Annotated in this window: 22 protein-coding genes; 15 read left to right on the top strand and 7 right to left on the bottom strand. The window is 70.1% G+C overall.

Annotated features, from left to right (window positions below; all coding sequences use genetic code 11):
- Window positions 1–36 precede the first annotated feature (36 nt).
- Window positions 37–1635 (top strand): glycoside hydrolase family 13 protein, encoded by a 1599-nt coding sequence (locus ACLJRM_RS03450; protein ID WP_410662224.1) that lies wholly within the window; start codon window positions 37–39, stop codon window positions 1633–1635.
- Here the strand turns inward: ACLJRM_RS03450 and ACLJRM_RS03455 are convergent, their stop codons facing one another.
- The gene (locus ACLJRM_RS03455; protein ID WP_410662225.1) at window positions 1636–3210 is read right to left on the bottom strand and encodes a BTAD domain-containing putative transcriptional regulator; all 1575 of its coding nucleotides are present in this window, start codon (window positions 3208–3210) and stop codon (window positions 1636–1638) included. It lies immediately after the preceding gene.
- A gap of 139 nt (window positions 3211–3349) precedes the next feature.
- Here ACLJRM_RS03455 and ACLJRM_RS03460 point away from each other — a divergent pair, with 139 nt between their 5' ends.
- Entirely contained in the window at window positions 3350–3781 is a 432-nt protein-coding gene (locus ACLJRM_RS03460) for an organic hydroperoxide resistance protein (RefSeq protein ID WP_410662226.1), read from the top strand.
- 52 nt (window positions 3782–3833) lie between these two features.
- On the opposite strand, the gene ACLJRM_RS03465 is transcribed toward ACLJRM_RS03460, so the two are convergent.
- Window positions 3834–6545 carry a helix-turn-helix transcriptional regulator gene (locus ACLJRM_RS03465; protein WP_410662227.1) on the bottom strand — a complete coding sequence of 904 codons (2712 nt, stop codon included), beginning with the start codon at window positions 6543–6545 and terminating at the stop codon, window positions 3834–3836.
- Window positions 6546–6680: 135 nt separating this feature from the next.
- Between ACLJRM_RS03465 and ACLJRM_RS03470 the strand changes: the two genes are divergently transcribed.
- From ACLJRM_RS03470 to ACLJRM_RS03485, 4 genes are all read left to right on the top strand, one after another.
- On the top strand, window positions 6681–8216 hold the full coding sequence (locus ACLJRM_RS03470; protein WP_410662437.1) for a tannase/feruloyl esterase family alpha/beta hydrolase: 1536 nt from the start codon (window positions 6681–6683) through the stop codon (window positions 8214–8216).
- A gap of 351 nt (window positions 8217–8567) precedes the next feature.
- Window positions 8568–9914, top strand: coding sequence for an alpha-lytic protease prodomain-containing protein (locus ACLJRM_RS03475; RefSeq protein WP_101608299.1), 1347 nt, complete (start codon window positions 8568–8570; stop codon window positions 9912–9914).
- The gene (locus ACLJRM_RS03480; RefSeq protein WP_410662228.1) at window positions 9899–10540 is read left to right on the top strand and encodes a sigma-70 family RNA polymerase sigma factor; all 642 of its coding nucleotides are present in this window, start codon (window positions 9899–9901) and stop codon (window positions 10538–10540) included. Before ACLJRM_RS03475 ends, ACLJRM_RS03480 begins: the two co-directional genes overlap by 16 nt.
- 41 nt (window positions 10541–10581) lie before the next feature.
- Window positions 10582–11538 carry a LysR family transcriptional regulator gene (locus ACLJRM_RS03485; protein WP_410662229.1) on the top strand — a complete coding sequence of 319 codons (957 nt, stop codon included), beginning with the start codon at window positions 10582–10584 and terminating at the stop codon, window positions 11536–11538.
- Here the strand turns inward: ACLJRM_RS03485 and ACLJRM_RS03490 are convergent.
- Window positions 11419–12525 carry a LysR substrate-binding domain-containing protein gene (locus ACLJRM_RS03490; RefSeq protein WP_410662230.1) on the bottom strand — a complete coding sequence of 369 codons (1107 nt, stop codon included), beginning with the start codon at window positions 12523–12525 and terminating at the stop codon, window positions 11419–11421. The genes ACLJRM_RS03485 and ACLJRM_RS03490 overlap by 120 nt on opposite strands.
- 96 nt (window positions 12526–12621) lie before the next feature.
- Between ACLJRM_RS03490 and ACLJRM_RS03495 the strand changes: the two genes are divergently transcribed.
- On the top strand, window positions 12622–13386 hold the full coding sequence (locus ACLJRM_RS03495; RefSeq protein ID WP_410662231.1) for a S1 family peptidase: 765 nt from the start codon (window positions 12622–12624) through the stop codon (window positions 13384–13386).
- An 84-nt stretch (window positions 13387–13470) separates the two neighbouring features.
- Here ACLJRM_RS03495 and ACLJRM_RS03500 read toward each other — a convergent pair whose 3' ends face one another.
- The 4 genes from ACLJRM_RS03500 to ACLJRM_RS03515 form a co-directional block, all read right to left on the bottom strand.
- On the bottom strand, window positions 13471–13716 hold the full coding sequence (locus ACLJRM_RS03500) for a hypothetical protein (protein WP_101608302.1): 246 nt from the start codon (window positions 13714–13716) through the stop codon (window positions 13471–13473).
- 376 nt (window positions 13717–14092) lie between these two features.
- On the bottom strand, window positions 14093–15115 hold the full coding sequence (locus tag ACLJRM_RS03505; protein ID WP_410662232.1) for a hypothetical protein: 1023 nt from the start codon (window positions 15113–15115) through the stop codon (window positions 14093–14095).
- Window positions 15112–15762 carry an alpha/beta fold hydrolase gene (locus tag ACLJRM_RS03510; RefSeq protein WP_410662233.1) on the bottom strand — a complete coding sequence of 217 codons (651 nt, stop codon included), beginning with the start codon at window positions 15760–15762 and terminating at the stop codon, window positions 15112–15114. Before ACLJRM_RS03510 ends, ACLJRM_RS03505 begins: the two co-directional genes overlap by 4 nt.
- A gap of 9 nt (window positions 15763–15771) precedes the next feature.
- Entirely contained in the window at window positions 15772–16779 is a 1008-nt protein-coding gene (locus tag ACLJRM_RS03515) for a hydroxyacid dehydrogenase (RefSeq protein WP_410662234.1), read from the bottom strand.
- A gap of 181 nt (window positions 16780–16960) precedes the next feature.
- Between ACLJRM_RS03515 and ACLJRM_RS03520 the strand changes: the two genes are divergently transcribed.
- The 8 genes from ACLJRM_RS03520 to ACLJRM_RS03555 all read left to right on the top strand — a co-directional run bounded on the left by ACLJRM_RS03520 (window position 16961) and on the right by ACLJRM_RS03555 (window position 25387).
- Window positions 16961–18289: an ABC transporter substrate-binding protein gene (locus ACLJRM_RS03520; protein ID WP_101608306.1), complete on the top strand. Its 1329-nt coding sequence runs from the start codon at window positions 16961–16963 to the stop codon at window positions 18287–18289.
- Window positions 18286–19242, top strand: a complete 957-nt coding sequence (locus tag ACLJRM_RS03525; protein ID WP_410662235.1) for a carbohydrate ABC transporter permease — start codon at window positions 18286–18288, stop codon at window positions 19240–19242. The genes ACLJRM_RS03520 and ACLJRM_RS03525 overlap by 4 nt, the downstream gene beginning before the upstream one ends.
- Window positions 19239–20105 (top strand): carbohydrate ABC transporter permease, encoded by an 867-nt coding sequence (locus ACLJRM_RS03530; protein WP_410662236.1) that lies wholly within the window; start codon window positions 19239–19241, stop codon window positions 20103–20105. Before ACLJRM_RS03525 ends, ACLJRM_RS03530 begins: the two co-directional genes overlap by 4 nt.
- 28 nt (window positions 20106–20133) lie before the next feature.
- Window positions 20134–21435 (top strand): alpha-L-fucosidase, encoded by a 1302-nt coding sequence (locus tag ACLJRM_RS03535; RefSeq protein ID WP_410662237.1) that lies wholly within the window; start codon window positions 20134–20136, stop codon window positions 21433–21435.
- Between the two features lie 13 nt (window positions 21436–21448).
- Window positions 21449–22891: a polysaccharide lyase 6 family protein gene (locus tag ACLJRM_RS03540; RefSeq protein WP_101608310.1), complete on the top strand. Its 1443-nt coding sequence runs from the start codon at window positions 21449–21451 to the stop codon at window positions 22889–22891.
- 65 nt (window positions 22892–22956) lie between these two features.
- Entirely contained in the window at window positions 22957–23994 is a 1038-nt protein-coding gene (locus ACLJRM_RS03545; RefSeq protein ID WP_410662238.1) for a LacI family DNA-binding transcriptional regulator, read from the top strand.
- A complete protein-coding gene (locus ACLJRM_RS03550) occupies window positions 23991–24752 on the top strand; it encodes a sugar phosphate isomerase/epimerase family protein (RefSeq protein WP_174720419.1) in 762 nt (253 codons plus the stop codon). Before ACLJRM_RS03545 ends, ACLJRM_RS03550 begins: the two co-directional genes overlap by 4 nt.
- The gene (locus ACLJRM_RS03555) at window positions 24749–25387 is read left to right on the top strand and encodes an SGNH/GDSL hydrolase family protein (protein WP_410662239.1); all 639 of its coding nucleotides are present in this window, start codon (window positions 24749–24751) and stop codon (window positions 25385–25387) included. The genes ACLJRM_RS03550 and ACLJRM_RS03555 overlap by 4 nt, the downstream gene beginning before the upstream one ends.
- Window positions 25388–25431 lie beyond the last annotated feature (44 nt).

A 25431-nucleotide genomic window follows, 5' to 3' on the forward strand; every position in this document is an offset into this window, starting at 1 on the left:
TTCGGGGTTTCCACAACGATCGAGGAGGGCATTTCCGTGACCGCATTGGGGCAGTCCGCCGGATGGTGGCGGAGCGCGGCGATCTACCAGGTCTACATCCGCAGTTTCGCCGACGGGAACGGCGACGGCGTCGGCGATCTCGCCGGGGTCCGCTCGCGGCTGGACTACCTGGCCGAACTCGGGATCGACGCGATCTGGTTCACCCCGTGGTATCCGTCGCCGATGGACGACGGCGGCTACGACGTCGCCGACTTCCGGGAGATCGACCCGCTCTTCGGCACCCTCGCCGAGGCGGAGGAGCTGATCGCCGCGGCCCACGCCAGGGGTATCCGCGTGATCATCGACATCGTGCCCAATCACTGCTCCGACGAGCATCGCTGGTTCCAGGATGCGCTCGCCTCGGAACCGGGATCACCTGAGCGGCAACGGTTCTGGTTCCGTCCCGGCCGCGGTCCGGACGGCTCCGAGCCCCCGAACAACTGGAAGTCGCGCTTCGGCGGCTCCGCCTGGACTCGGGTGCCGGACGGCGAGTGGTACCTGCATCTGTACAGCTCGCGCCAGCCGGACTTCAACTGGGACAACCAGGACATCCGCGCGGACTTCGAGGACGTCCTGCGGTTCTGGTTCGACCGCGGGGTCGACGGCTTCCGCATCGACGTCGCCGACGGGCTGGTGAAGGACCCCCGGCTGCCCGACGTCGATCCCGGCGACGAGACGCCGTTCTCCGATCAGGAGGGGCTGCACGAGATCTACCGGTCGTGGCGCAAGATCGCCGACAGCTACCCGGGTGACCGCGTGCTGGTCGGCGAGATGTGGCTGCCGGACATGTCGCGTGCCGCGCGGTACCTCCGCCGCGACGAACTGCACGCGGCGTTCAACTTCGACTTCCTGGTGTGCCCCTGGGATTCCGGGCGGTTCCGAGACGTCATCGAGCGGACGCTGACGGCGCACAAGGAGGTCGACGCGCCCGCGGCCTGGGTCCTGTCGAACCACGACGTCACCCGGCATGTGACCCGGTACGGGCGCGACGGTGATACCGGCTTCGCCTTCGCAGACCGGCTTCACGGCACTCCGGTGGACCGGGAACTCGGGACGCGGCGGGCGCGGGCGGCGGCGCTGCTCACCCTCGCGCTGCCCGGCGGTCTGTATGTCTACCAAGGGGAAGAGCTCGGCCTGTGGGAGATCGAGGACGTCCCGGACGAGCTCCGTCAGGATCCGGTGTGGGCCCGGACGAACGGCGCCGACCCCGGCCGTGACGGTTGCCGTGTCCCGCTCCCCTGGTCCGGCGTCGCTCCTCCGTTCGGTTTCGGCACCGGCGGAACGTGGCTGCCCCAGCCGGAGGAGTGGCGCTCCGATACCGCGGAAGCCCAAGCAGCCGATCCTGCGTCGATGCTCCGGCTCTACCGCACAGGTCTGCGCCTGAGGGCGGAACTTCCCGCGCTCGGACCCGGCGATCTGGAGTGGCTGCCGCTGGGCGACGGGGTACTCGCGTTCACCCGGGAGCCGGGGTTCACCTTCGTGCTGAACTTCTCGGACACGCCGGTGCCGCTTCCGCCGCATCTCGGCGTCCTCCTGGCCAGCGGCCCGGTCGAGACGGAACTCCCGACGGATACGGCGGTGTGGTTGCGCACCTGATCAGCGGGCGGCCGTGACCCGGCTGATCCGGCCGCGCATCCGCGCGCGGCCCGCCGGGTCACGCCACCGGAGGTGCCTGTCGAGCACCTCACGGAGCACGCCGCCGAGGACGAGGCCGTGGGTCGCGGCCTCGACACAGGGATGGTCGCGGAGCCAGTCGAACAGCTCCGACGACCGTCCTCCCGGCAGCACGGACCGGAGGAGGTCTTCGGTGGTGTGCTCCGCTTGCGCGCACACGTACAGCGCCCACCGGTGCGCCTCCGTCGGCGGATCACCGGCCAGGTGGGCGTAGACGGTGTCGATCACGTAGCGCGCCGCGTCCGCTCGGGGTGACCTGCTCACCTCGGCGGCGAGGGAAAGCGCGAACGGGTTGCCCGCCGCGAAGTCCACAATGGACTTCCGGAGGTCCGGATCGACGTCGCGGGCTTCGAGCAGCGCCGCGGACTCGGTTTCGCTCAAGGCTTCGAGTCTGCGCAGCCTGATCCGCCTCGACCAGGCCGGATCGACCAGCACCGTGGCGCCCGGAGCGTTCCGTCCCGCGATCACGACGGTGGCGGTTCCGGGCAGGCGGCGGAAGAAGGCGGCGGGATCTTCGACGTCCTCGAACCCGTCGACCACCCGGACGGGTCTGCCCAGGGCGGCCGCGTCGTCGGCGAGCCTCCGCAGCAGCGTCGACTTCCCGATGCCGGGGGCGCCGGTGAAGAACAGCACTTCGACGCCCTTGGCCGGATCCCTCGCGAGCAACCGCCGGAACTCGGCGCGTTCACGCTCGCGGCCGACGAACAACGCATCCGGCTCGCGGAGACCGGGCATCTGCTCGTCCTCGGCGCGAAGCACCTTCTCGTGGAGCGCCCGCAGTTTCGGTCCCGGACGGACTCCGAGTTCTTCGTCGAACAGGTCGTGGACCGCCCGGTAGAGCTCGAGCGCCTCGGCGCGGCGCCCGCCGCGATGGAGGGCGAGGAGATAGATCTCGTACAGCGGTTCCTCGAGACGGTTGCGCTCGATCAGCGCGGGTGCCTCGGCCATCACCTCGGCGTGGTCCCCGAGCTCCAGTCGCAGCCGGAGCAGCTCCTGGGTGGCGGTCAGCTTCAGCCGTTCCAGCCGCGAACGCTCGTGTTCGGCGGCCTCGCCGGGGACGCCGGCCAGCGCCGTTCCGGTCCAGAGCCCGAGCGCACGCTCCAGCAGGTTCGCCGCCGTCTCCACGTTGTGCGCCTGACGGGCGCTCTCGACCAGCCGGGCGAATTCGGTGGCGTCCACCTCGAACGAATTCTGGTCCAGCTTGTAGCCGCCGGACTGGGAGACGATCGCGGATCCCAGTCCCTGCAGGGAAAGAAGCCGCCGGAGACGGGAGATGTAGGTCCGGATGACGGCCTCGCCGGTCGCGGGTGCCCGCTCACCCCAGAGCCCGTCGATCAGCTCGCCGGTCCGGACGAAACTGCCAGGGTTCGCCAGCAGCAGCATCAAGACGGCCTGCTGCTGCGGCGAGCCGAGGTCGAGCCGGGTGCCGCCGCTCGTGAAGCCCGGCGGGCCGAGGACGGTGAAGCGGTACCGGACTTCCTGCGGCAGGTGGGACATGAGCGGAAAGGTAGGCGCGCCCGAGCGGCCCTCGCGACCGTCGGACGACGTCGTCGGCGTACGTCGTCCGACGATGACGTACAGAACTGACGTCGTCCGACGGTCGCCGCGATCCCGGCCGGATTCCTACGGTTGCGGCATGTCTGAAACCACGTACACCGCCGTCGCCACTTCGACCGCGGAAGGCCGCAACGGCGGCCGGGCGACCTCCGACGACGGCGCGCTCGACGTCGGCCTCGCCGTGCCGAAGGCCTTCGGCGGCGCCGGCGACGGCACGAACCCCGAGCAGCTGTTCGCCGCGGGCTGGGCGTCCTGCTTCGTCGGCGCCGTCCGCCGGGTCGCGGGCGTGAAGAAGGTGCCGCTGAACGACCTCGCGGTCGTCGCCGAGGTGACGCTGCACCACGACACCGACGCGGGCGAGTTCCGCCTGAGCGCCGCGCTGCACCTGGAAGCGACCGGCATCGACCAGGCCACCGCCGACGAACTGGTCCAGGGCGCGCACCAGGTGTGCCCGTACTCGAAGGCGACGTGGGGGAACGTCGAGGTCACGTTGGACGCCACCGTCGCCTGAACCCCGGCAAGTAGTCCTCTAGTCGCGGTGGTCGCGCGCGCAACTACCGCAACTAGAGGACTACTTGCGGCAGGGAACTCACGACATCTTTCAGTTCGGCCCGGGATTTGACGCCCAGTTTCGGGAAGATCCGGTGCAGATGCGTGCCGACCGTCCGGTGTGACAGGTAGAGCCGCTGCCCGATCTCCCGGTTCGTCAGGCCCTCCGCGGCCAGGTGCACGATGCTCAGCTCGTGCGGGGTCAGCTTCTCGCGCGCGTCCGGGCCGCGGTTCGGACTGGACTCCCCCGCGCTCCGCAGTTCGCGACGCGCGCGTTCGGCCCACGCGGTCATGCCGAGCGCGTCGAACGTCTCCCGCGCGGCGCGCAGATGCGCCCGCGAGTCCACGACGCGGCGCTGCCGCCGCAGCCATTCGCCGTAGGCCAGCCGCAGCCGCCCCCGTTCGGCGGGCCAACCGTCCAGCTCGGCCCGCAAGGCGGTCTCGAACAGTTCCTCGCTCGGATCGAGCACGGCACGGGCGTAGCGCAATCCGATGTGCAAGGCGGGTGCCGGGGTCGACAGCGCCAGTTCTTCCATCTCCGCGACGATCTCGCGCAGGGCTTCGACCTGGCCCGCCCGGATCGCGACCTCGGTGAGGTCCGCGACGAAGTAGACCCGCAGGGCCAGCTGGAAGGCGGGATCGGCGGGGTCGAACAACCGCCGCAGGTCGGCGAACGCGTCGTCGAACCGGCCCTCGCTCGACGCCGTGATGCCCCTCGCGAGCTGCACGGTCGCCAGTACCGGCCGGGCACCGGCGGCGAGCCCGGCCCGTTCGGCCTCGTCGGCCAGTGCCTTGGCCTGTTTGTGCTCGCCCCGCAGCGCGGCGATCTCGGCCTGGACCGCGGTGGCGAGGCCGTACATGAACGGCTGCCCGGTCTCCTTGGCGAATTTGGCCGCTTCCGCCGCGACCGGTACGGCCGCGGCGAGGTCGCCGAGCCGGACCCGGCTCCACGCCTGGACCGCCAGGGCGCGGGGCAGCAGTCCGAGCCTGCCCTGCGCACGCAGTCCCGGTGCCGCGGCCGCGGAGAACCGGGCGGCCAGGTCGACCGCGCCGACCTGAAGCGACGCACTGCCGAGAAAGCGGTCGACTTCGGGATCGGCTCCGGTGGTGGCGGCGAGTTTCCGTAGCTCGCCGAGTACGGACTCGGCCCGCTCGAACGGCGCCACGTACGCGGCGACGGCGACCAGGCGCGGATCGGAGTTCTCGATCGGGAGACTGTCCGCGACGGCGAGCAGCGTCCGCCGCGTTTCCGGGCCGGGTTCGGCCCAGAAACAGCGCATGGCGGCACCCCACAGGACGCGCATCGCCGGATCCGGGTGCCCCTCCTCCGCGACCGACTCGGCCAGCCGCGCCAGCTCCGTGACCCGGGAAAGATCCTCGCGGACGCCGTCCTCGAAGCCACTGAGCAACCAGCTCGCCATCGATCGTTGCCGCGGTGTGAGCTCTCCCGCGCGGGCATTCCGCACGAGCCGTTCCGCCGTCTCGCGGCCACCGGACTCGACGGCGAGCTCGGCCGCGCGCAGCAACCGGTCCGCGCGGCGTTCCGGAACGGCGCTCAAAAGGGCCGCCTGCTCCAGCGCGGCGACCGCGGCCGTCGCTCCGCCCCGATGCCGGGCGCGGTCGGCCGCGCTCTCCAGCGCGCCCGCCACGTCTTCGTCGGCGCCGGTCGCCGCGGCGGCCTGATGCCAGGCTCGGCGGTCCGGCTGCTCGCGCAGGATCTCGGCGAGGCTGAGGTGAGCGCGTCGCCGTTCCTCGGGCGGCGCCGACGCGGGGATGGCCGAACGCATCAGCGGATGCCGGAACGAGACCGTCCGGGGTTCGAGGTCGACGAGCCTCGCCTCGGCGGCGGGTGCCAGGGCCTCCGGCTCGACGTCTTCACCCAGCAGCGCCCCGGCCGCCGCGAGCGTCTCGGTGAGCGAACCGGTCTCGTTGAGCGCGGCGACCAGCAAGGTCGTGCGCGTGGGTTCCGGCAGGGCGGTGAACCGGGCGCCGAAGGTGCGCTCGAGCCGCTCGGTCAGCGGCAGCACGGAATCGGCCTGCCCGGTCACGGCCGACGGCAGTTCGGTCAGGGCGAGCGGATTCCCGGCGGCCTCGGCGAGCAGCCGGGACCGGACCGCGGACGGGAGCCCGGGGGCGACGGAGTCGAGCAGTTCGGCCGCGACCTCACCGGGCAGGCGTTCGAGGTCCATTGAGGACAGTCCCGCGTCACGCAGCGGCGACGGCTCGCCCTCCCGGAGGGTCGCGATCAGGACGATCGGTTCCGTCTCGACGCGCCTGGCGACGAACGCGAGGACGTCGGCGCTCTCGCGGTCCAGCCAGTGCACGTCCTCGGCGACGATCAGCAACGGCCTGGCCGCCGCCTCCTCCGAGAGCAACGTCAACGCGGCGAGGCCGACCAGGTACGCGCTGGGCTCCGCGGCCTCGGCGAGCCCCAGCGCCGTCCAGAGCGCGGACCGCTGCGGCGCGGGCAGGGTGTCGGCACCGGCCCGGAGCGGAAAGAGCAACTGGTGCAGGGCCGCGTAGGCGAAGTTCCGTTCGGCCTCGACCCCGGTCGTGCGCAGCACTCGCAGGCCCCCGACCGTCGCCGCGGCGACGGCCTCCGTGACGATGGCGGACTTGCCGACCCCGGGTTCGCCCTGGACGAGGACGCCACCGCAGCCCGCGGCTGGTCCGTCGACGAGCTCGCCCAGGTCCTTCAGCTCGGCTTCCCGTCCGAAAAGCGGCATGGTGCGGCATTCCTCCCCTCGGCCATGGCTGGCCGCCCGTCCGACGATACCCAAACCGTCCGGTTAGGACTCTCGAGCGGCGTCCACAGGATGTAGACGTCCTGTCAACACGATCGGCCTAGCTTCGGGAAAGTGATGAGACGCAAGAAGATGTTCCTCGCGGCGGCCCCACTGGCCGCCCTGCTGCCGCTGGTGCTGACCTCGGTCACCCAGACGGCGCCCGCCGAGGCGGCGACGTCGTCATCGTGTGCGGCAGTCCCCGTTCCGGCACCGGCGGGCGCGCGGATCGAATCGGTCCAGGCGGCGGCGAAACCCGCCAAAGCCGACGTGCCCGCCTACTGCGAAATCACCGTCACGCTGACCCACGGATCGGCGGGTGACCACGTCAAGGTCGCCGTCGCGCTGCCCCTGACCGGGTGGACCGGCAGGCTCCAGGCGGTCGGCGGCAGCGCCTACACCGCCGGCGACTTCGGCGCGCCGCTCGTCCAGGCGGTCAAGGACGGCTACAGCGGCGTGACGACCGACGCCGGTGTTCCCCTGACCTTCCTCGACACCTCATGGGCACTCACCGACAACGGCGAGATCAACAAGCCGCTGGTGACGAACTTCGCGACCCGTTCCGTGCACGAGGCCGCCGTCATCGGGAAGGACGTGACGCGGAAGTTCTACCAGCGAGCCGTCTCCTACTCGTACTGGAACGGCTGCTCGACCGGCGGTCGTCAGGGCTACTCCGAAGCGCAGCGGTATCCCGGGGACTTCGACGGCGTCCTGGCGAACGCGCCCGCCGTGCACTGGGCGGAGTTCGCGGTCGCGACCCTGTGGCCGCAGGTCGTGATGAACCAGGACAAGACCTTCCCCTCGGACTGTGTCTTCTCCGCCTTCCGGCAGGCCGCGATCGAGGCCTGCGACGGCCGGGACGGGGTCACCAACGGCATCGTCGACCGGCCCGACGAATGCGGCTACGACCCCCGTTCGCTCATCGGCACCAAGGTGCGCTGCGGCGACGAAGAGGTCGTCGTCACCGCGGCGGACGCCGAGGTGGTGCGCAAGATCTGGGCCGGTCCGACCGACGAACACGGACGGCGGCTCTGGCCGGGTCTCCCCAAGAGCGCGGAGTTCGGCCCGGTGACGAACGCCCCCGGTTTCCCGGTGGCGTTGGGCTGGGTGCGGACCTTCCTGAAGAAGCAGCCCGGGTTCGACGCCTCGAAGATCACCTATCGCCAGTTCGCCGAGCTGTTCCGCCAGTCGGTGCGGGAGTACGACGACGTCATCGGGACCTCGGACCCCGATCTGTCGGACTTCCGCCGGGCGGGCGGCAAGCTGATCACCTTCGTGGGCACCGACGACCAGCTGATCCCGCCGGGCGGCACGCTGCGGTACCGCCACGAGGTGGAGCGCGAACTGGGCGGCCCGAAGCGGGTCAACGAGTTCTACCGGCTGTTCTTCGCTCCGGGTGTCACGCACTGCGCCGGCGGCGCGGGTGCCGCGCCGACGAACGCGCTGGGCGCGCTCGTCGACTGGGTCGAACACGGCAAGGCGCCGTCGACCCTGCCCGCGGCGAACGGCGACAAGACCCTCACCCGCGATCTCTGCCCGTATCCGCAGATCTCGCGGTACCGGGGCCACGGTGATCCCGCGGTCGCCACGAGCTACCGCTGCGCCGCTCACTGAGGTCCGCCACACCCGTGTCCGTCGTGCCGGCGCCCCCTCCGGCACGACGGGCACTTCCTCACCCTGTGAGAAGTTCCGGCGCACCCTTTGCCCTACCCCTCAAAAGTACGGTATTGACGTCTGGAACACTGCGGCGAACCGAATCGGACACGACGGACATCCCGCGTTTCCCGGCGGCTGAAACCTTTGCGCGGCAACGGAATTACCGGCAGGATCACCATGCCGGACCGCCATATCACCCCACGCTCAAGCCGGGCGATATGACCCAAATGGTATGTACCAGTCACGTGATGCGCCTCGTACGGTCGGGAACGAATCTCCCTCCCCCGCCAGTTCGAGGAAAGCGTTGACATGAATAGAAAGATCCTCGCCGCCACAGCCGCGGCCATAACCGGGGCAGGCTTGATAACCGCCATCGCGCTCACCCCCAGCGCGAGTGCCGGTCAGCAAGCCACCCCGGCCGACCAGGCACAGTCCGAAATGCTCGCCGCCCTGTCGCGTGACCTGAAGATCAGCCCGGAGCAGGCCAAGCTCCGGCTCGCCAGCGAACAGCGCGCCGCGGTCACCGACAACACGCTGAAGAAGCAACTCGGCACGTCGTACGCCGGATCCTGGCTCGACGCCACCGGAACCACGCTCACCGTGGCGGTCACCGACGCCGCACAGGCCGACCTGGTCCGCGCCGCGGGCGCGACCCCGAAGACCTTCGCCCGCAGCGCCGCCGAACTCGACGCGGCGAAGCTGCGACTGGACGCCAAGTCCACCAAGGCACCGGCGACCGTGCCCGGCTGGTACACCGACGTCACCACCAACTCGATCGTCGTGCTCGCCAACGCCGGTGGCGAGGCCGCCGCGAAGTCCTGGGCGGCCGAGTCCGGCGTCAAGGCCGACCTGGTCCGCGTCGAAGGCAGCACGGAGGACCCGCGTCCGCTGATCGACATCATCGGTGGCAACGCCTACACCTTCGGCTCGGGCCGCTGCTCCATCGGTTTCGCGGTCGAAGGCGGCTTCGTGACCGCTGGCCACTGCGGTACCACCGGCACCCGCACCTCGAACCCGAGCGGATCCGTGGCCGGCTCCAGCTTCCCCGGCAACGACTACGCCTGGGTCCGCGCCGACGCGGGCAACACCCCGCGCGCGCTGGTCAACCGCTACCCCGGCACCGTGCCGGTCGCCGGTTCGACCGAGGCCCCGGTCAACTCGTCGGTGTGCCGCTCCGGCTCCACCACCGGCTGGCGCTGCGGCACCATCCTGCAGAAGAACACCTCGGTCACCTACCCCGAGGGCACCATCACCGGCCTGACCCGGACGAACGCCTGCGCCGAACCCGGCGACTCGGGCGGCTCGTGGATCACCGGCGACCAGGCGCAGGGCGTCACCTCCGGTGGCTCCGGCAACTGCACCTCCGGCGGCACCATCTACTTCCAGCCGATCACGGAGATCCTGAGCGTCTACAGCCTGCGCCTGACGGTCAGCGGGAACCCGCCGTCCAGCACCACCACGACGCCGACCACTCCCACCACGCCGACCAGCCCGACGACCTCGAACCCGCCGGGCGGTACCTGGGCGCCGTACACCTACTACGGCTCCGGCGCGACCACCACCTACGGCGGTAGCACCTACCGCGTGATCCAGCCGCACACCTCCATGCCCGGCTGGGAACCGCCGAACGTGCCCGCGCTTTGGGAACTCGCCTGACCTGGACCGCCCCCGGCGCACTCACCTCGCCGGGGGCGGCTCCTCCCCCTGACAAAGGCGCGCTGACGGCGGATCTCGAATCCCTCGTTCCCCGCGCCCGTCGCGGCGACCCCGCCGCGACCAACGAGTTGATGAGCATCGTCCAGCCGGTCGTCGCGAACTACTGCCGGAGCCGGATGGGCGGATCCGACGTACGCGTGATCGCCGCCGAGGACGTCGCACAGGAGACCTGTCTCGCCGTGCTCACCGCGCTGCCCACCGCCCGGGTCACCGGCGGCTCCTTCCTCGCCGCCGTCCTCGGGATCGCCGCCCGGAAGGTCGCCGCCGCCTTCCGGGGGCGAGCGCGGGACCGATCCGACCCCACGCCCGATCCGCCCGACCGGGCGACACCCGAGCCCAACGAGCCCGAGTGGCAGGCCCTCGCCGCCGACGGTCACGAACACCTGACCCGGTTGATGAGCGCCCTGCCCGACATCCAGCGGGAGATCCTCCGGCTGCGCATCACGGTCGGCATGTCCGCGCCCGAGACGGGCGCGGTCCTGCGGGTGAGCCCCGGCATGGTCCGGGTCGCCCAGCACCGCGCGCTGCACAAACTCCGCACGATCATCAGCGAGGACGACCGGTGATCAGTCCCCTGATCGGCCCCGGAGACGGCCATACTTGGCCGGTGGAAATCGACGTCCGGCATTTGCGCCTCCTCGACGCGATCGCGTCGGCGGGCAGCATCGCGAAGGCCGCGACCTCGCTCGGACTCTCCCAGCCCGCACTGAGCGCGCAGCTCCACCGGGTCGAGCGGGCGCTGGAACGGACGGTGTTCGAACGGGACCGCAACGGCGTGCGGCCCACCGCGCTGGGTGAGGTGCTGCTGAACCACGCGCGGCGGGTCCTGGCCGCGGCGGACGACCTCGACCTGGCGATCCGCCGGTTCCACCGCGCCCCGGCCGACGGCCTGCTCCGGATCGGCGCGCTCCCGACGGTCTTCGCCGAGACCCTGAGCGGCGTGGTCGCCTCGGCCACCCCCGGCCGTCCGGTCGAACTGCTCGCGCTGACCAGCAGGACGGCGTTGTTCTCCGCGTTGCTCGACGGCACCGTGGAACTGGCGCTGTACGTGGATCACCCCGGCCAGGAGCTCGTACCGCCGGACGGCGTCCACGTGCTCCCGGTCGGGACGGAACCGGTCTTCGTGATCGTGTCCCCGGAACATCCCGTCGCCGGTCGAGGCGAGGTGTCCCTGGCGGAGCTCGGCGGGTCGGCCTGGCTGGCGGTGGCGGGCGGGGACGACGAGTTCCACGACCATCTGACGGACCAGTGCGCCCGCGCCGGGCTCGGCACGATCACCGTGCAGGAACTGGAACCGATGGTGCTGCGGCAGACCGTCCAGCGGGATCCGCGCGCGGTGGCACTCGCCCAGTCCCTCGATTCCGGCTCCACGATGCCCGGTTCGGTGGTGGCCCTGCGAGGTGTGCCGCTGAGGACACGGCATCTCCTGCTGTGGCGCGACGGCTCAGCGATCGACGTCCCGGCCGTCCGGAGTGGACTGGTGCTCGCGATCACCGAGCTGGCCGCGATCCGGCACCGGCTCCCCGAGTGGGCGGCGGCCAACCCCGGCTGGCTCGGCACCTGACCGTGCTTCGCCGAACGAGTCCACAGTGGTCGTCCACTGTGGATTTCCGGCGAGCCAGGAACGGTACGGCTCCGGGGTTTCCATGACGGCGTGCTGTGCCCGGACGAGTTCTTCCCACAGCACACGGACGGCGTCATCGGACAGCGGGCCGCGTTTGTGCCAGTACAGCCGGGTGGTCATGCGCAGCGGGTTGCCGCGCAACGGGACGACCTCGATCCCACCGCGGCGCCGGGCGGCGGGCACCATGGGCAGGACGGCTTCGCCCAGCTCGCACAGCTGCGCGCAGACACTCGCCGGCAGGGTGCGGATCTCGGGGGTGAACCCGGCAGCCCGGCACACGTCGGCGAGATAGCCGGTGAACTCCGTGTCGGCGAGGTCCGCGGTGTCGGCGACGCTCAGCCAGCGTTCACCGGCGAGCTCCTCCAGCGCGATCTCGGTTCGGCCGGCGAGCCGGTGATGCTCGGCGACGGCCACGAACAGCGGTTCCATCGCGACCGTCGCCCGCCCGATCTCCGGCGGCGGATCGTGGGCGTGGCCGGGGAAGTCGACCACCACGAGCACCTCGAGCCGGTGATCGGCGAGCAGGTCCAGCGCCGCCGGGACACTCAGCGCGCCCCGCACCTCGACTCCGGCCGACAGCACCCGAGGCACGGCGATCGCCAGATTTCCCACCAGCTGCCCGGGGATCCCGCAGACCCGGACGGGATCGGGAAGCGTGCCGTACCGGTTCTCGTCCAAAGCGGATTCCAGTCTGGCCAGCGCGTCCAGCACGGTGCGCGCGTGGGCCAGCACCAGCTCGCCGAGCGGGGTGATCCGCGCGCCGCGCCGGTCGCGATGGAACAGCGGGCCGCCTGCGGCGCGTTCCGCCCGGCGCAGGCAGTCGGTGACGGCGGGCTGGGTCAGGCCGACGACGGCCGCGGCGGCGGACAGCGTCCCCGTCTCGGCGATGGCGCGGACCACCCGCAGCTGCCGGAACCCGAGTTCCATAGACGAACGCTATACAAAGCCGGGAGTTCTCCGGAAGCCCCGCCGCGGCGAGGGTGATTCCCACACATCCCCTTCAACGTCGAGGAGGACTCCCCTATGAGACTGCGTACCTTGCTGCGCGCCGCCCTGATCCCGCTGATCGCGGGTGCGGCGGCGCTGTCCGTGTCGTCGCCGGTGACGGCCCAGGAACCCGGGCAGGTCGGCCCGGCCATCGTCGGCGGCGGACAGGCCTCCGGCGACTTCCCGTGGATCGCTTCCCTTCAGGTCAACGGCAGCCACGGTTGCGGCGGTTCGCTGATCGCGCCGCAGTGGGTCGTGACCGCGGCGCACTGCATCCCGCAGCAGGCGCTGCGGCTGCGCATCGGCTCGAAGACCTGGCAGTCCGGCGGGGTCCTGACCTCGGCGTCGCGCATGATCAAGCATCCGAACTACAGCGGGCAAGCCGGGCCGTACGACATCGCGCTCGTGCGTCTCGCGCAGCCGGTGCAGAACACCCCGATCCGGATCGCCGGCAGCTCGCCCGCGGCCGGAACCGATGTCACGCTGTACGGCTGGGGTCAGACCTGCCCGCAGCGCGGTTGCGAGCCGAGGCCGCCGTCGAACCTCAAGCAGCTCGACACTCGCATCGATCCGGACAGCCGGTGCCAGGGCATCCAGGGTTCCAGCGAACTGTGTGTCTACAGCACGAACTACCAGACAGCCTGCTACGGCGACTCCGGCGGACCGCTGGTCGTCCAGGGCACGCTGGCCGGCGCGACGAGCCGCGCGGGGCACAACAGCCCGTCGTGCGGTACCGGCGACACGATCTACACCGATGTCGTCGCACACCGGCAGTGGATCGCCTCGGTCACCGGGGCGTGATCTTCCCGGTGCGGTGATCCGGTGATCCGCACCGGGAAGGGGAGCCGGGTGGGCGCGTCGCAGGGACGCCCACCCGGTTCCCGCTCAGCGCTGGATACAGTCGAGGCCCAGCCCGAAGCCCGTCATCACGTACTGGCAGATGTGTGTCGCGTGCACTTCGTCGGTTTCCAGGCAGCCCACCGGAACACCCAAGAGGTCGACGGCGCACGACGCATAGAACTTGTTCGGGCTGCCGGGCACCGGATCCGCGACGGCGGGCGACGCGGCGATGGCACCCGCGGAGACCAAGAGCGTGACAGTGGCCGCCACGGCGGCGATACGAGACTTCATCGTGCTCTCCCTTGCTTCCGCCCCCTGCTCGATGTCTCTGGTATTCCCCGGATCCCGCCGGTTCACCTGGACATCACCGGAACGTGTCACGGTGACGTACACCGATGACGTCGTCCGACGGGCGCCGCGCTCACCTTGGCCGTCTTAGCGTGATTTCATGCCCGTTCTCGGGAAGTTCGCCCTCGCAGCCGCCACCCGCGCTGGTCGTCGACGCGCCGTTGCCCGAGTGGTGCCCCCAATGTGGCATTGGAGACGCTGAGTGTCCCCGATGCCACATTGGGAGCACCTGCCGCGAGGAACGTGACCGTCGCCGTTTCGCGGCAACACGCCACCCCGATCCGCCAAAAACCTCGCGGTATAGGGCGTTATACGACGCCTAACCGCGAGGCCAGCCCCAAGGAGTGGCGCTCACCCGGTCGTGGATCGCGCGCAGCCAAGGCTGCCGGACGGCCGGAAGCCGCGCCAAGGTGTGCAGGAAGACGTCCGTCGAAGGCATGAAGAACCCACGCGGGTGCTTCGGCAGCGGATCGTCCCGCAGGACACCGTCCGGCATGGCCCCGGAGACGGGAGCGGTCACCGGGTCGTGGCCGAAAACGAGCCACGTCCACACTTCGGCCGCCACCGGCACCACGTCGGCGGCGCCGGAATGCGGCCACGGTCGCCCGGTCACCGGATGCCGCGGTATGAGCGCGACATCCTCGGCGTCCGGCAGACCCGGTCCCGCGAGGGTCAGCGTCCGGCGCGCCGGGCCGGACGTGAGCAGGGCGAGCGCCGGTTCGAAGATCGCGGCGACGAGGCCACCGCGGACGCCGATCGCCCCGCCGCCCGATACCGCGAGCAGATGCGCCAGCGCGTCCCCCGCGGCCGCCTCCCAATACGGGCTCCACGCTCCGCCGGGCTCGACCGGCGGCACGCCCTCGAACGTCCAGTCGAGTGCTTCCGGAGGCTCTCCGGCAGGGTCGAACCTCACGGCGTCCGGGACGAAGCGCACCACTTGCCAGTACGAGCAGTCGTCGATGCGGGTCCCCACCTCCAGACCGCATCGGGCACAGGCGAGGTTGGGGCCGTCCCGCCCGTCCACTCCGTAGCAGTAGCCACCGCATCGCTCCGGGATCAGCTCGGTTTCGCGGGTGTCGCCCGGCGCCAGCACGATCGATCCGGCGGGCCCGTCCGAAAGCAGGCCGTTCGGGGCGAAGATCCCGCGGGCTTCGGCTTCGGTCTCGTTCCACGGCCGCCTCGGCGCGCCGAACGGCTCGGGATCGACGGCGTAGGTTCCCGACGGCATGAGCGGCGGAAGCAGCATGTGCCCGTAGCGGTTGTGGGCGTGGACCGGGAGCGCCACCCGCGAGACCGGGACACTCAGCTCGGCGGCGCACCCCGCGCACGCGAACACGGTCACCGGCCTGCCCCCAGGAAGTCCCCCACGACCGCCGCGAACTCCTCCGGCTTCGAACCGTGTACCCGATGCCCGGCGTCCTCGATGGTCACCAGGCGGCAGTCGGCGATCAGCCCGTTCATCCGCTCCAGCGACTCGCGCGTGACGTGGCTGGAAGGTCCGCCGCTGACCAGCAGGGTCGGCGCCGTGATCGCGGCGAGGCGCTCCCACCAGCCGGGGTCGGGCGTGCGGAGTCCGGCCATGATCGGGTCGATCAGCCGCCAGTCGAACGGCAGCGGCTCGGGCGGCTCCGGCGTCGGAGGCAGCGGTTCCTTCACCGAGGCCGGAGGCGGCGGGGCGTCCTCGACGACCAGCCGCCGCACGCGTCCGGGCAGGCGCTGGGCCAGCAGTACGGCGACCCGCCCGCCCATCGAGTGGCCCACCAGGTCCGCCTGGTCCCCGAGGAGATCGGCCACGTCGTCGGCCATGGCTTCGAGCGAGTACTTCTCCGCCCACGGACTGTCGCCGTGTCCCGGCAGGTCGACGGCCAGGACACGGCGCCCCAGACGCGAGGCGAAATCGTCCCAAGTGCCGGATTTGCTGCCCAAGGCGTGCAGCAGGACCACGGGGACACCGGTTCGTGGACCGGTGGCCCGGAAGGCGAGTGTCACTTCGCCAGACTAGGCCCGCAGGTGAGCCCGGTCCGGCGCGACCGAGTGCTGAAGCGGCTGGCCGAGCACGAACCGCCGCAGCTCGCGCGCGACGAGCTCGCCCATCCGCGCGCGTTCCGCGCCCAGCGCGCCCGCCAGATGCGGGGTGAGGACGACGTTCGGCAGCGTGTACAGGGGCGAGTCCGGCGCGGGCGGTTCGGGCCAGGTGACGTCGAGTATCGCCGTGAGGTCCGGCCGCTCGCCCAGCACGGGGACGACCGACGGCTCGTCGACCACGGCGCCGCGGGCGGTGTTGATCAGGGTCGCCCCGATGCCCATCCTGGCCACCAGCTCCCCGTTCACCAGCCCCTCGGTCTCCGGCAGCAGCGGCGCGTGCAGGCTGACCACGGCGCTCGTGGCGAACAGCTCGTCCAGTTCCACCAGCCGCACGCCGAGTTCGGCGGCGGCCGCGGCGTCGACGACGGGGTCGCTCGCGAGCACTTCCACGTCGAAACTCCGCAAATGGGACGCGACGAGAGCACCGATCTCGCCGAGACCGAGGAGGCCGACCCGGGAGCGGTAGGCCCCGGCGACCCTCGGATCCGGCGGATAGGCCTTCCGTTCCCGGATCTCGCGGGAGATCCGGTGCACCTGCTTGAGTCCTAAGAGGACCTGGGCCAGGGTGAACTCGGCGACCGGGACGGCGTTCGCGGCCGCGGCGGACACGATCGGGAGCTCGCGAGCCCAGAACTCGGGCGTGGTCAGCGGCCGGACCGAGCCGGCGGCGACGAGGACGGCGCGCAGGTCCGGCGCGTGTCCCAACAGGACCGAGTCCAGCACCGGCGCTCCCCAGCCCGAGAGCAGGATTTCGACGCCTTCCATGGCCGCCGGATCCTCCGCCAGGCGCTCGCGGGTGAGCGGCTCACGCAGGTCCACCAGCGTCCCGATCTCCTTGCGCACCGCCTCGGGGTAAACGTCGTCGCGGCGGCGTTCCTCCATCACGAGAAGCGCCGTCGGGCGGTGTTGCAGCTCGGTCATCCCTACCTCCGTCGGCGACCATACATCGGATGCTTAAGCCGGTCCACGCGCGGCGAGTGCCACACAGAGGCGAACCCGGCCGATTGAAATTCGTAATCATCGGACCATTGACCAGACGCCGGGAAAGCGCTTACCGTCCCACTGGAGTAGACAGCGTGGTCCACAGTGAACAGGAGATGCGATGCGGAAATCGCGGTGGATCGGCGTGGGACTCACTGTCTCAGCGCTGGTCCTTTCGGGCTGCTCGGCAGGCCCCGCCGGAACGAACGTCGCGCAGGACACCAAGGCACCCTTGGAACTGTGGACCCGGACGACCCCCGGCGGCGCCGGCGAGCAGGCCACCAAGCGGCTCGCGGAAGCCTTCGAGAAGGCGACCGGTTTCAAGGTGCAGGTCACCGCGATCTTCGATGACTTCGAAACGAAGCTGGCCCAGCGCGCCGCCCAGCGCGACCTGCCGGACATCGTGATGAACGACGTCACGCAGGTCGGCACCCTCAAGAGCCAGGGCCTCGTCCGTGAGGTCGAGCCGGGCAAGATCAAGCACGCCTCGGAACTCACCGAGCAGGCGCTGAAGTCCAACCAGACCCCGGACGGCAAGCTGTACGGCCTGCCTTACAGCGCACAGGCTTCGGCGCTGCTGATCCGCAAGGACTGGCGGGAGAAGCTCGGCAAGGCCGTGCCGCAGAGCTGGGCCGAACTGGCGGATCTCGCCAAGGCCTTCACCACCGGCGATCCCGACGGCAACGGCAAGAACGACACCGCCGGGCTGACCGCGACGCTGTCGACCAAGCGGGGCTACGCCTCCTGGTACTTCTCCAACTTCCTGTGGGCGGGCGGCGGCGACTTCATCACCGAAACCGGTGGTGGCAAGTACAAGCCGTCGATGAGCACGCCCGAATCCGTGGCCGCGGTCCAGTGGTTCCGCGACCTCGGCTGCAAGGACAACGTGATCCAGCCCGGTTCGGTCACCATGCCCACCCCGGCGACCAACGAGACCTTCGAAGCGGGCAAGGCCGGGATGTACGTCGTCGGCCCGTATCTGCTGCCGCGGTTCGACAAGTCGCTCGGCAAGGACAAGTACGAGGTCGTCCCGATGCCGGCGGGCGCCAAGAACGCCGACGTTCTCGCCGAGGGCCTCTCGATCTACATGATGGCGGGCTCGCCGAACCAGGCCGGGCAGGACGCCTTCGGTGACTTCGCGATCTCGACCGATGGCCAGAAGATCGGCATGGAGGGCGAATCGGCCTTCATCGTGCAGCTCCCGGTGAACAAGAACGTCGACATCACCCAGGTCCGCTCGGACCCGCGCTGGAAGACCTACGCCGACATCTACGCCAAGTCCGGCCACTACGCGCCGTCCATCCCGAACTGGACGCCGGTCCGTCAGGACACCGCCGACACGGTCAGCGCGCTCGTCGCCGACTGCAAGCTCGACACCAAGGCGGAACTGTCCAAACTCGACACCAAGCTCACCGCGACCTTGCAGCAACAGGGGATCAGCGCGTCATGACCGTAGATCACGCCAAGCCGGCGGCCGTCGGCGCGGACCGTCCCGCCGTGAAGCGGACGCCCGCGCCGAAGGCCCGCAGGCGCAGCGACCGCGACGGGAAGTGGTGGACGCCGTGGTTTTTCCTGGCCCCCGCCCTGATCCTGTTCGTGTACTTCAAGTTCATCCCGATGATCACCGCGGTGACGATGTCCTTCCAGGACGTCCAGCCGTACCTGGGCAACCAGTGGGTCGGCGGGGAGAACTACAGCACCGTCCTCGGTGACGAGGCGTTCCACTCCGCGATCTGGCACACCGTCGTGATCGCGGTCGGGCAGACCGTGGGGTCGATGGTCATCGGCCTCGCGCTCGCCCTGCTGATGGAGGGCCAGAGCAAGCGGCTGAAGTTCCTGCGGTCGGCGGCGTTCCTGCCGGTGGTCGTGCCGATCGCGGTGGTCGCCGAACTCTGGCGGATCATGTACCACCCGACCGAGGACGGGATGCTCAACTCCATCCTCGGCATGGTTGGGCTGGGCCCCTCGGGCTTCATCAACGATCCCGACACCTCGATGATCTCGGTCATCATCACCGGGATCTGGCGCGGCGCCCCGTACGACATGATGATCTTCCTCGCGGGCCTGGCCGGGATCGACCGGGGGCTCTACGAAGCGGCCACTGTGGACGGTGCCTCCCGCTGGCGCAAGATCCTCCACGTGACGCTGCCGGGTCTGCGGTCGGTGTTCTCGATCCTGTTCGTCCTCGCGGCGATCCGCGGCCTGCGGGTGTTCACCGAGGTGTTCCTGCTGACCAACGGCGGGCCGAACGGCTCGACCGAGGTGGCGATGACCTTGATCTACAAACTCGGACTGGAACAGAACCGGCTGGGCGTCGGCGCGGCGGGAGCGGTCCTGCTGTTCCTCGCGACGCTCGTGCTGACCCTGTTCGTCCAGGTGCTCCGACGGAGGCGAGACGCATGACCGCGGCCAACGATTCGGCACTCGGCCTCGACGCCGTCAAGTCGCCGGGCGGACGGATCCTGAAGTACGCCGTGTACGCCCTGCTGCTGGTGGTGTTCGCCGGCCCGCTGCTGGCGCTGCTGGTCAGCGCGTTCAGCGACGTGTCCGACCCGACGGCGCTGAGCGTCATCCCGTCGAGCCCCACCCTGGACAACTTCGGCATCGCGTTCGACCACGGCGTCGGGCTGTACCTGCTCAACTCGTTCCTGGTGGTCGGCTTCGGCCTGCTGCTGCAGGTCGTCATCTCGGTGCTGGCCGGATACGCGCTGGCACGCAAGAAGTTCCGCTTCATGACGTTCGTGCTGGTCGCGATCCTGGCGACGCTGATGCTGCCGGAGGAGATCCTCGCGATCCCGCTGTCGCTGATCCTGTCGGATCTGCCGGTGGTGCACATCAACCTGATCGGCAGCCTCGCCGGGATGATCGTGCCGCTCGGCGCGTGGGCCTTCTCGATCCTGGTGATGACCGAGTTCATGAAGGACGTCCCCCGCGAGCTCGAAGAGGCCGCGCGGATCGACGGCGCCGGCGACCTGCGGATCTTCGCGCAGATCATCCTGCCGATGTGCAAGCCCGCGCTCGGCGTGATCGGGGTCTTCGGCTTCACGATGATCTGGGACCAGTACCTGCTGCCGATGCTGGTCTCGTCCGACGCCTCGACCTACACGCTGCCGCTGGCCCTGCGCACCCTGCGCATCGACGCGGACGTGACGCCCGGCGTGATCATGGCGGCGTCGCTGCTGGCACTGCTGCCCTCGGTCGCCGCGTTCCTGTTCTTCCAGCGTTCGTTCGTCCGCGGCCTCGCCTCGGGCGCACTGAAGGGCTGACCCACCGTTCTCGAGGAGAGATCCTGAAGTGAGTTCCACCGCCTGGTTCACCCACGACCGGTTCGGGATGTTCGTCCACTGGGGACTGTATTCGCTGGCCGCCCGGCACGAATGGGTGCAGAACCGCGAAAAGCTGACCGACGAGCAGTACCGCGTCTACTTCGACCACTTCGAGCCGGACAAGTACGACCCGCGCTCCTGGGCGCGGGCCGCGAAGGACGCGGGCATGACCTACGTCGTGCTCACCACCAAGCACCACGACGGTTTCTGCCTGTGGGACAGCGATCTCACCGACTTCAAGGTGACGAACACGCCCTACGGCAAGGATCTGCTCGGCCCGTTCGTCGACGCCTGCCGCGAAGAAGGCCTCAAGGTCGGCTTCTACCACTCGCTGATCGACTGGCACCACCCCGCGTTCCCCGTCGACGGCACCCATCCCCGCCGTGACGACGCGGAGTACATCGCCGCGCACCAGTACGCCGGCATCGCCGAGTACCGGCTCTATCTGCACGGTCAGATCCGCGAACTGCTCACCCGCTTCGGCACGATCGACTACCTGTTCTTCGACTTCTCGTACAAGGGCCGCAAGGAATGGTGGGGCGGCAAGGGACCGGACGACTGGGACTCCCCCGGCCTGCTCGACCTGGTCCGCGAACTGCAGCCCGGCATCCTGGTCAACGACCGCACCGGCATCCCCGGCGACTTCATCACCCCGGAGCAGTACCAGCCGTCCGGGCCGATGACCCGCGACGGCGTCCCGGTGGTGTGGGAGGCGTGCCAGACCCTCAACGGCAGCTGGGGTTACGACCGCGACAATCTCGACTACAAGAGCCCCGAGCTGCTCATCAGGATGCTCGTCGACGGCGTGTCCAAGGACGGCAACCTGCTGCTCAACGTCGGGCCGAACGGCCGGGGCGAGATCGACCCGCGGGCCTATGCCACCCTCGCCGAACTCGGCCGCTGGATGGACCGGCACGAACGCTCCATCCGCGGTTGCGGTCCTTCCGGGTTCACCGCCCCCGCGGACGGCCGCTACACCCAGCGCGGAGACCGGCTGTACCTGCACCTCTTCAGCTGGCCGATGAACCACGTCCACCTGCCGGGGATGGCCGGTCGGGTGCGCTACGCCCAGTTGCTCGACGACGCCTCGGAAATCCGGCAGGTGCACACCGATCCGGGGCAGACCGCGCAGAACACGCAGATGGGCGGGCAGCCGGAAGGCACGCTCACCCTCAAGCTCCCCATCCGGAAACCGGACACCCCGGTCCCGGTGATCGAGTTGTTCCTGAACACAGAGAGCCCCGCCGCCGCCACCCTCCCCACCGATTGAGCACGGAGGCATCATGGATCGCAGAAAGTTCCTCAGCGGCGCCACTCTCGGCGCCGCGCTGATCACCGTCCCCTGGGTCACCGCGGGAACGGCGTCGGCCAAACCGCAGGGGCTGTGCGCGCTGAACGTCAGCTCGCTGACCGAACTGCAGAACGCCATCAACTCGGCCGCCGCCGGTGCCGTCATCACCCTGAACAACGGCACGTACACCGTGCCCACGGGCAAGCCGATCAGCATCAAGGGCAGGCGTGGCACGAAGGACAACCCGATCACCATCGTCGCGCAGTCCCGCGGCGGCGTGACGCTGAACGGCGAGCAGAGCTTCGTCTTCGACGACTCCACCGGTGTCACGATCAGCGGGTTCAAGTTCCGTCAGAGCACCACGATCGAGATCCCGCCGAACTGTTCGGTGATCCGCCTGACCCGCAACGACTTCCAGCTGGCCGACATCGAAGGCCTGCACTGGGTGATGGTGCGCGCCGACAAGAGCAAGATCGACCGCAACCACTTCCACCACAAGACCACGCTCGGCGTCATGCTCTGCATCGAGGGCGCGGACGAAGACAAGATGGCGTCGGGCGTCGAGGTCTTCCGGAACTACTTCTCCGACCACACCTTCCCCGGCGACAACGGCGGCGAGCCGATCCGGCTCGGTGTCAGCCCGCGTGCGCTGAGCACCGCCGGCGCCAAGATCGAGTTCAACCTCTTCGAACGCGCGAACGGCGATCCGGAGGCGATCTCGGTCAAGTCGTCGGGCAACTTCATCCGCAACAACACCATCCGGAACAGCCTGGGCGGCATCGTGCTGCGCCACGGGAACAAGTCCGTCGTCGAATCCAACTTCATCCTCGGCGGCAAGGAAGGCATCCGGATCTACGGCAACGATCACAAGATCGTCAACAACTACATCGCGGGCCTCTCCAGCAGCGCGCTGGTCGTCGGCAGCGGCTCCGTCCGGGACCACTTCCCGGGTGAGTCGAAGGAATCGCGGCGCGGCAACGACGCGGCGGACCGCGTGCTCATCGCGCACAACACGCTGCTGAACAACAGCGGCACGCTCTCCGGCGAGACCAAACGGACGATCGAACCGCGCGACTGCACGATCTCGGACAACCTCTTCGTCGGCAGCAACGGCGATCTGGTCGCGATGAGCACCACGGGCAACTTCACCTGGTCCGGCAACATCCTGTGGGGTTCGGGCGGGGACGGCAACATCCCGGCGGGCACCTTCCGCCGGATCGACCCGAAGCTCGTGCAGGGCACGGACGGCGTCTCACGGCTCGCCTCGGGCAGCCCCGCGATCGACACGGCGACCCTCGCCACGGCACCGGTCACTTTGGACATCGACGGCCAGGCTCGCGGCAGCAAGCGTGACGTCGGTGCCGACGAGTACTCGACGGCGGCCATCGCCAACCGGCCGCTCACCACCGCGGACGTCGGCCCCGCCGCTCCGTAGCAAGCCCGGGCTCACGCCGGCGGCCGTCCTCGCCGGCGTGAGCCCGTACCACCCGAGGAGGAACCATGCCGCAGCGTGCCGCGGGTTCGGTCACCCTTGCCGACGTCGCCCGTGAGGCGGGAGTGTCGCTCGCGACGGCGTCGAGAGCGCTCAACGGCGGGACCAGACAGGTCAGCGGGGACCTGCGGGAATCGGTGCTGCGGGCCGCGGAACGGTTGCAGTACACGGCGAACGTGCCCGCGCAGGCGATGGCCCGCGGGCGCGGCAACGTCGTCGGGCTGCTGGTGCACGACATCGTCGACCCGTACTTCTCCTCGATCGCGTCCGGGGTCATGCGCGTGGCTGCCCGCCACGGGCTGACGGTCACCATCGCGAGCACGGAAAACCGCCCCGAGAAGGAGCTCGAGTACGTCACGACGCTGCGCGGGCAACGGGCGCGAGCGGTCATCCTCGCCGGGTCGCGCAACGAGGACAGTGCCCTGCAACGGAATCTGACCAAGGAACTCAAGGCTTTCGAGGCCGCGGACGGGCAGGTCGTGGTGATCGGCCAGCGGAAACTGCCGTTCGACACCGTCATGCTGGAGAACCGGGCCGGGGCGGCGGACCTGGCCGGGCAGCTCGCCGCGCTCGGGCATCGCGAGTTCCTCGTCCTCGCCGGGCCACCTGGCCTGATGACCTCGCGAGACCGGGTCCTCGGCTTCCGTGACGGCCTCGCCCGGCAAGGCATCCCGTTGCCCGAGAACCAGGTACTGCGCGCGGAGTTCACTCGCGACGGCGGTTACGCGGCGATGGTGAGGGCGATCGAGAACGACTTCCGCGGCTGCGTCTTCGCGGTCAACGACGTGATGGCCGTCGGCGCGATGGCCGCCTGTCGCGACCACGGCGTGCTCGTTCCCGCACATGTCGCGATCGCGGGATTCGACGACATCATCACCTTGCGCGACATCAGGCCTTCGCTGTCCACCGTGCGCGTCCCGATCGAGCGGATGGGCGAGCGGGCGCTCGACTTCATCCTCGACACTCGCGCCGACAACCCTCGCGTCCTGCCGATCACCGGCGAGGTCGTGCTGCGGGAAAGTACTCGACTGTTGGAGGGAAAATGATCCGCCCGGGACTGTGTTCGGTGACGCTGCGGCGGCTGGACGCCGACGAGGTCGCCCGCCGTGCCGAGGAGGCGGGGCTGCAGGTGATCGAGTGGGGTGCCGACGTCCATGTCCGCCCCGGCGACGACTGGGCGGCCGACCGCGCGTTCGAGGCCATGACACGGCACGGGCTGGCCTGCGATTCCTACGGATCCTACTTCCGCGCCACCCCGATGGAGGCCGGGAAGTTCGGCGACATCGCCGCCACCGCGGCCCGGCTCGGCGCCTCGCGAATCCGGGTATGGGCGGGCAAAGCGGGCTCCGCGGACGTCGACCCCGAAGAACGTGAGCAGGTCGTCGCCGGTCTCCGCGAGGCCGCCGACGTCGCGAACGAACACGGCCTGGAAGTCGCGCTGGAGTTCCACGGCGGCACACTGACCGACACCGCCGAATCGACGGTCCAACTGCTGGAGGAGGTCGGCCGCGACAACCTCGGCACCTACTGGCAGCCGCCGCAGGATCTTCCGGACGAGCAGGCGCTGGCGGGGCTGGAACTGGTCCTCGACCGGGTTCGCGCGGTGCACGTGTTCTCGTGGTGGCCCAGCAACGAACGGCACCCGCTGACCGCCAGGACGGAGCTGTGGACGCGCGCGTTCGGGCTGCTCGCGAAGACGGGACGGCCGCTCGACGCGCTGCTGGAGTTCGTCCCGGACAACGATCCGGACCTGATCCCCGGCGAGGCCGACTCCCTGCGCAAGCTGATCGAGGCGGGCTCGTGAGGTTCACCGAAGCCGATCGGCTGCTGTTCGCGGGCGATTCGATCACCGACTCCAGCCGCGACCGCGCCGATCCCGCGTCGCTGGGCAAGGGGTATGTCCGGCAGATCGCCGAGCTCCTGCCCGACGGCCCGGAAGTGCTGAACAAGGGACTCAACGGCAACCGGATCTACGATCTGGAAGCCCGCTGGACCACCGACGTCCTCGCGCTGCGCCCGACGGTGCTGACCGTGAAGATCGGCATCAACGACACGTGGCGGACCTTCGACCGCGACCTGCCGAGCCCGATCGGGAAGTTCCGGGGCGCCTACCGCAGGCTGCTGTCAGGCGCACGACAGCACCTTCCGGCCGAGTTGTACGTGATCACCCCGTTCCTGCTGCCGGTCGAACCGGAGCAACGCGACTGGGTGGCCGATCTGGCGCCCCGGATCGAGGTCGCGCTGGAGGTGGCGGCCGAGTTCGGTGCTCGTCTGGTCCGCGCGGATCTGTTCATGCCGCGGGCGGCCGAAGAACACGGAGCCGCGACGCTGGCCCCGGACGGCGTCCACCCCAGCCCGCTCGGCCATCGGCTGCTCGCCGAAGCCTGGCTCACGGCGGCCGGTGCGCCGGTCGAGGAGGCTCCACGCCCTAGCCGATAAAGTCGTCCCCGTGAACCGGACCGCCATCGGATCCGTGTTCGGCG

The sequence above is a fragment of the Amycolatopsis sp. lyj-84 genome (assembly GCF_046549075.1).
Classification (GTDB): domain Bacteria; phylum Actinomycetota; class Actinomycetes; order Mycobacteriales; family Pseudonocardiaceae; genus Amycolatopsis.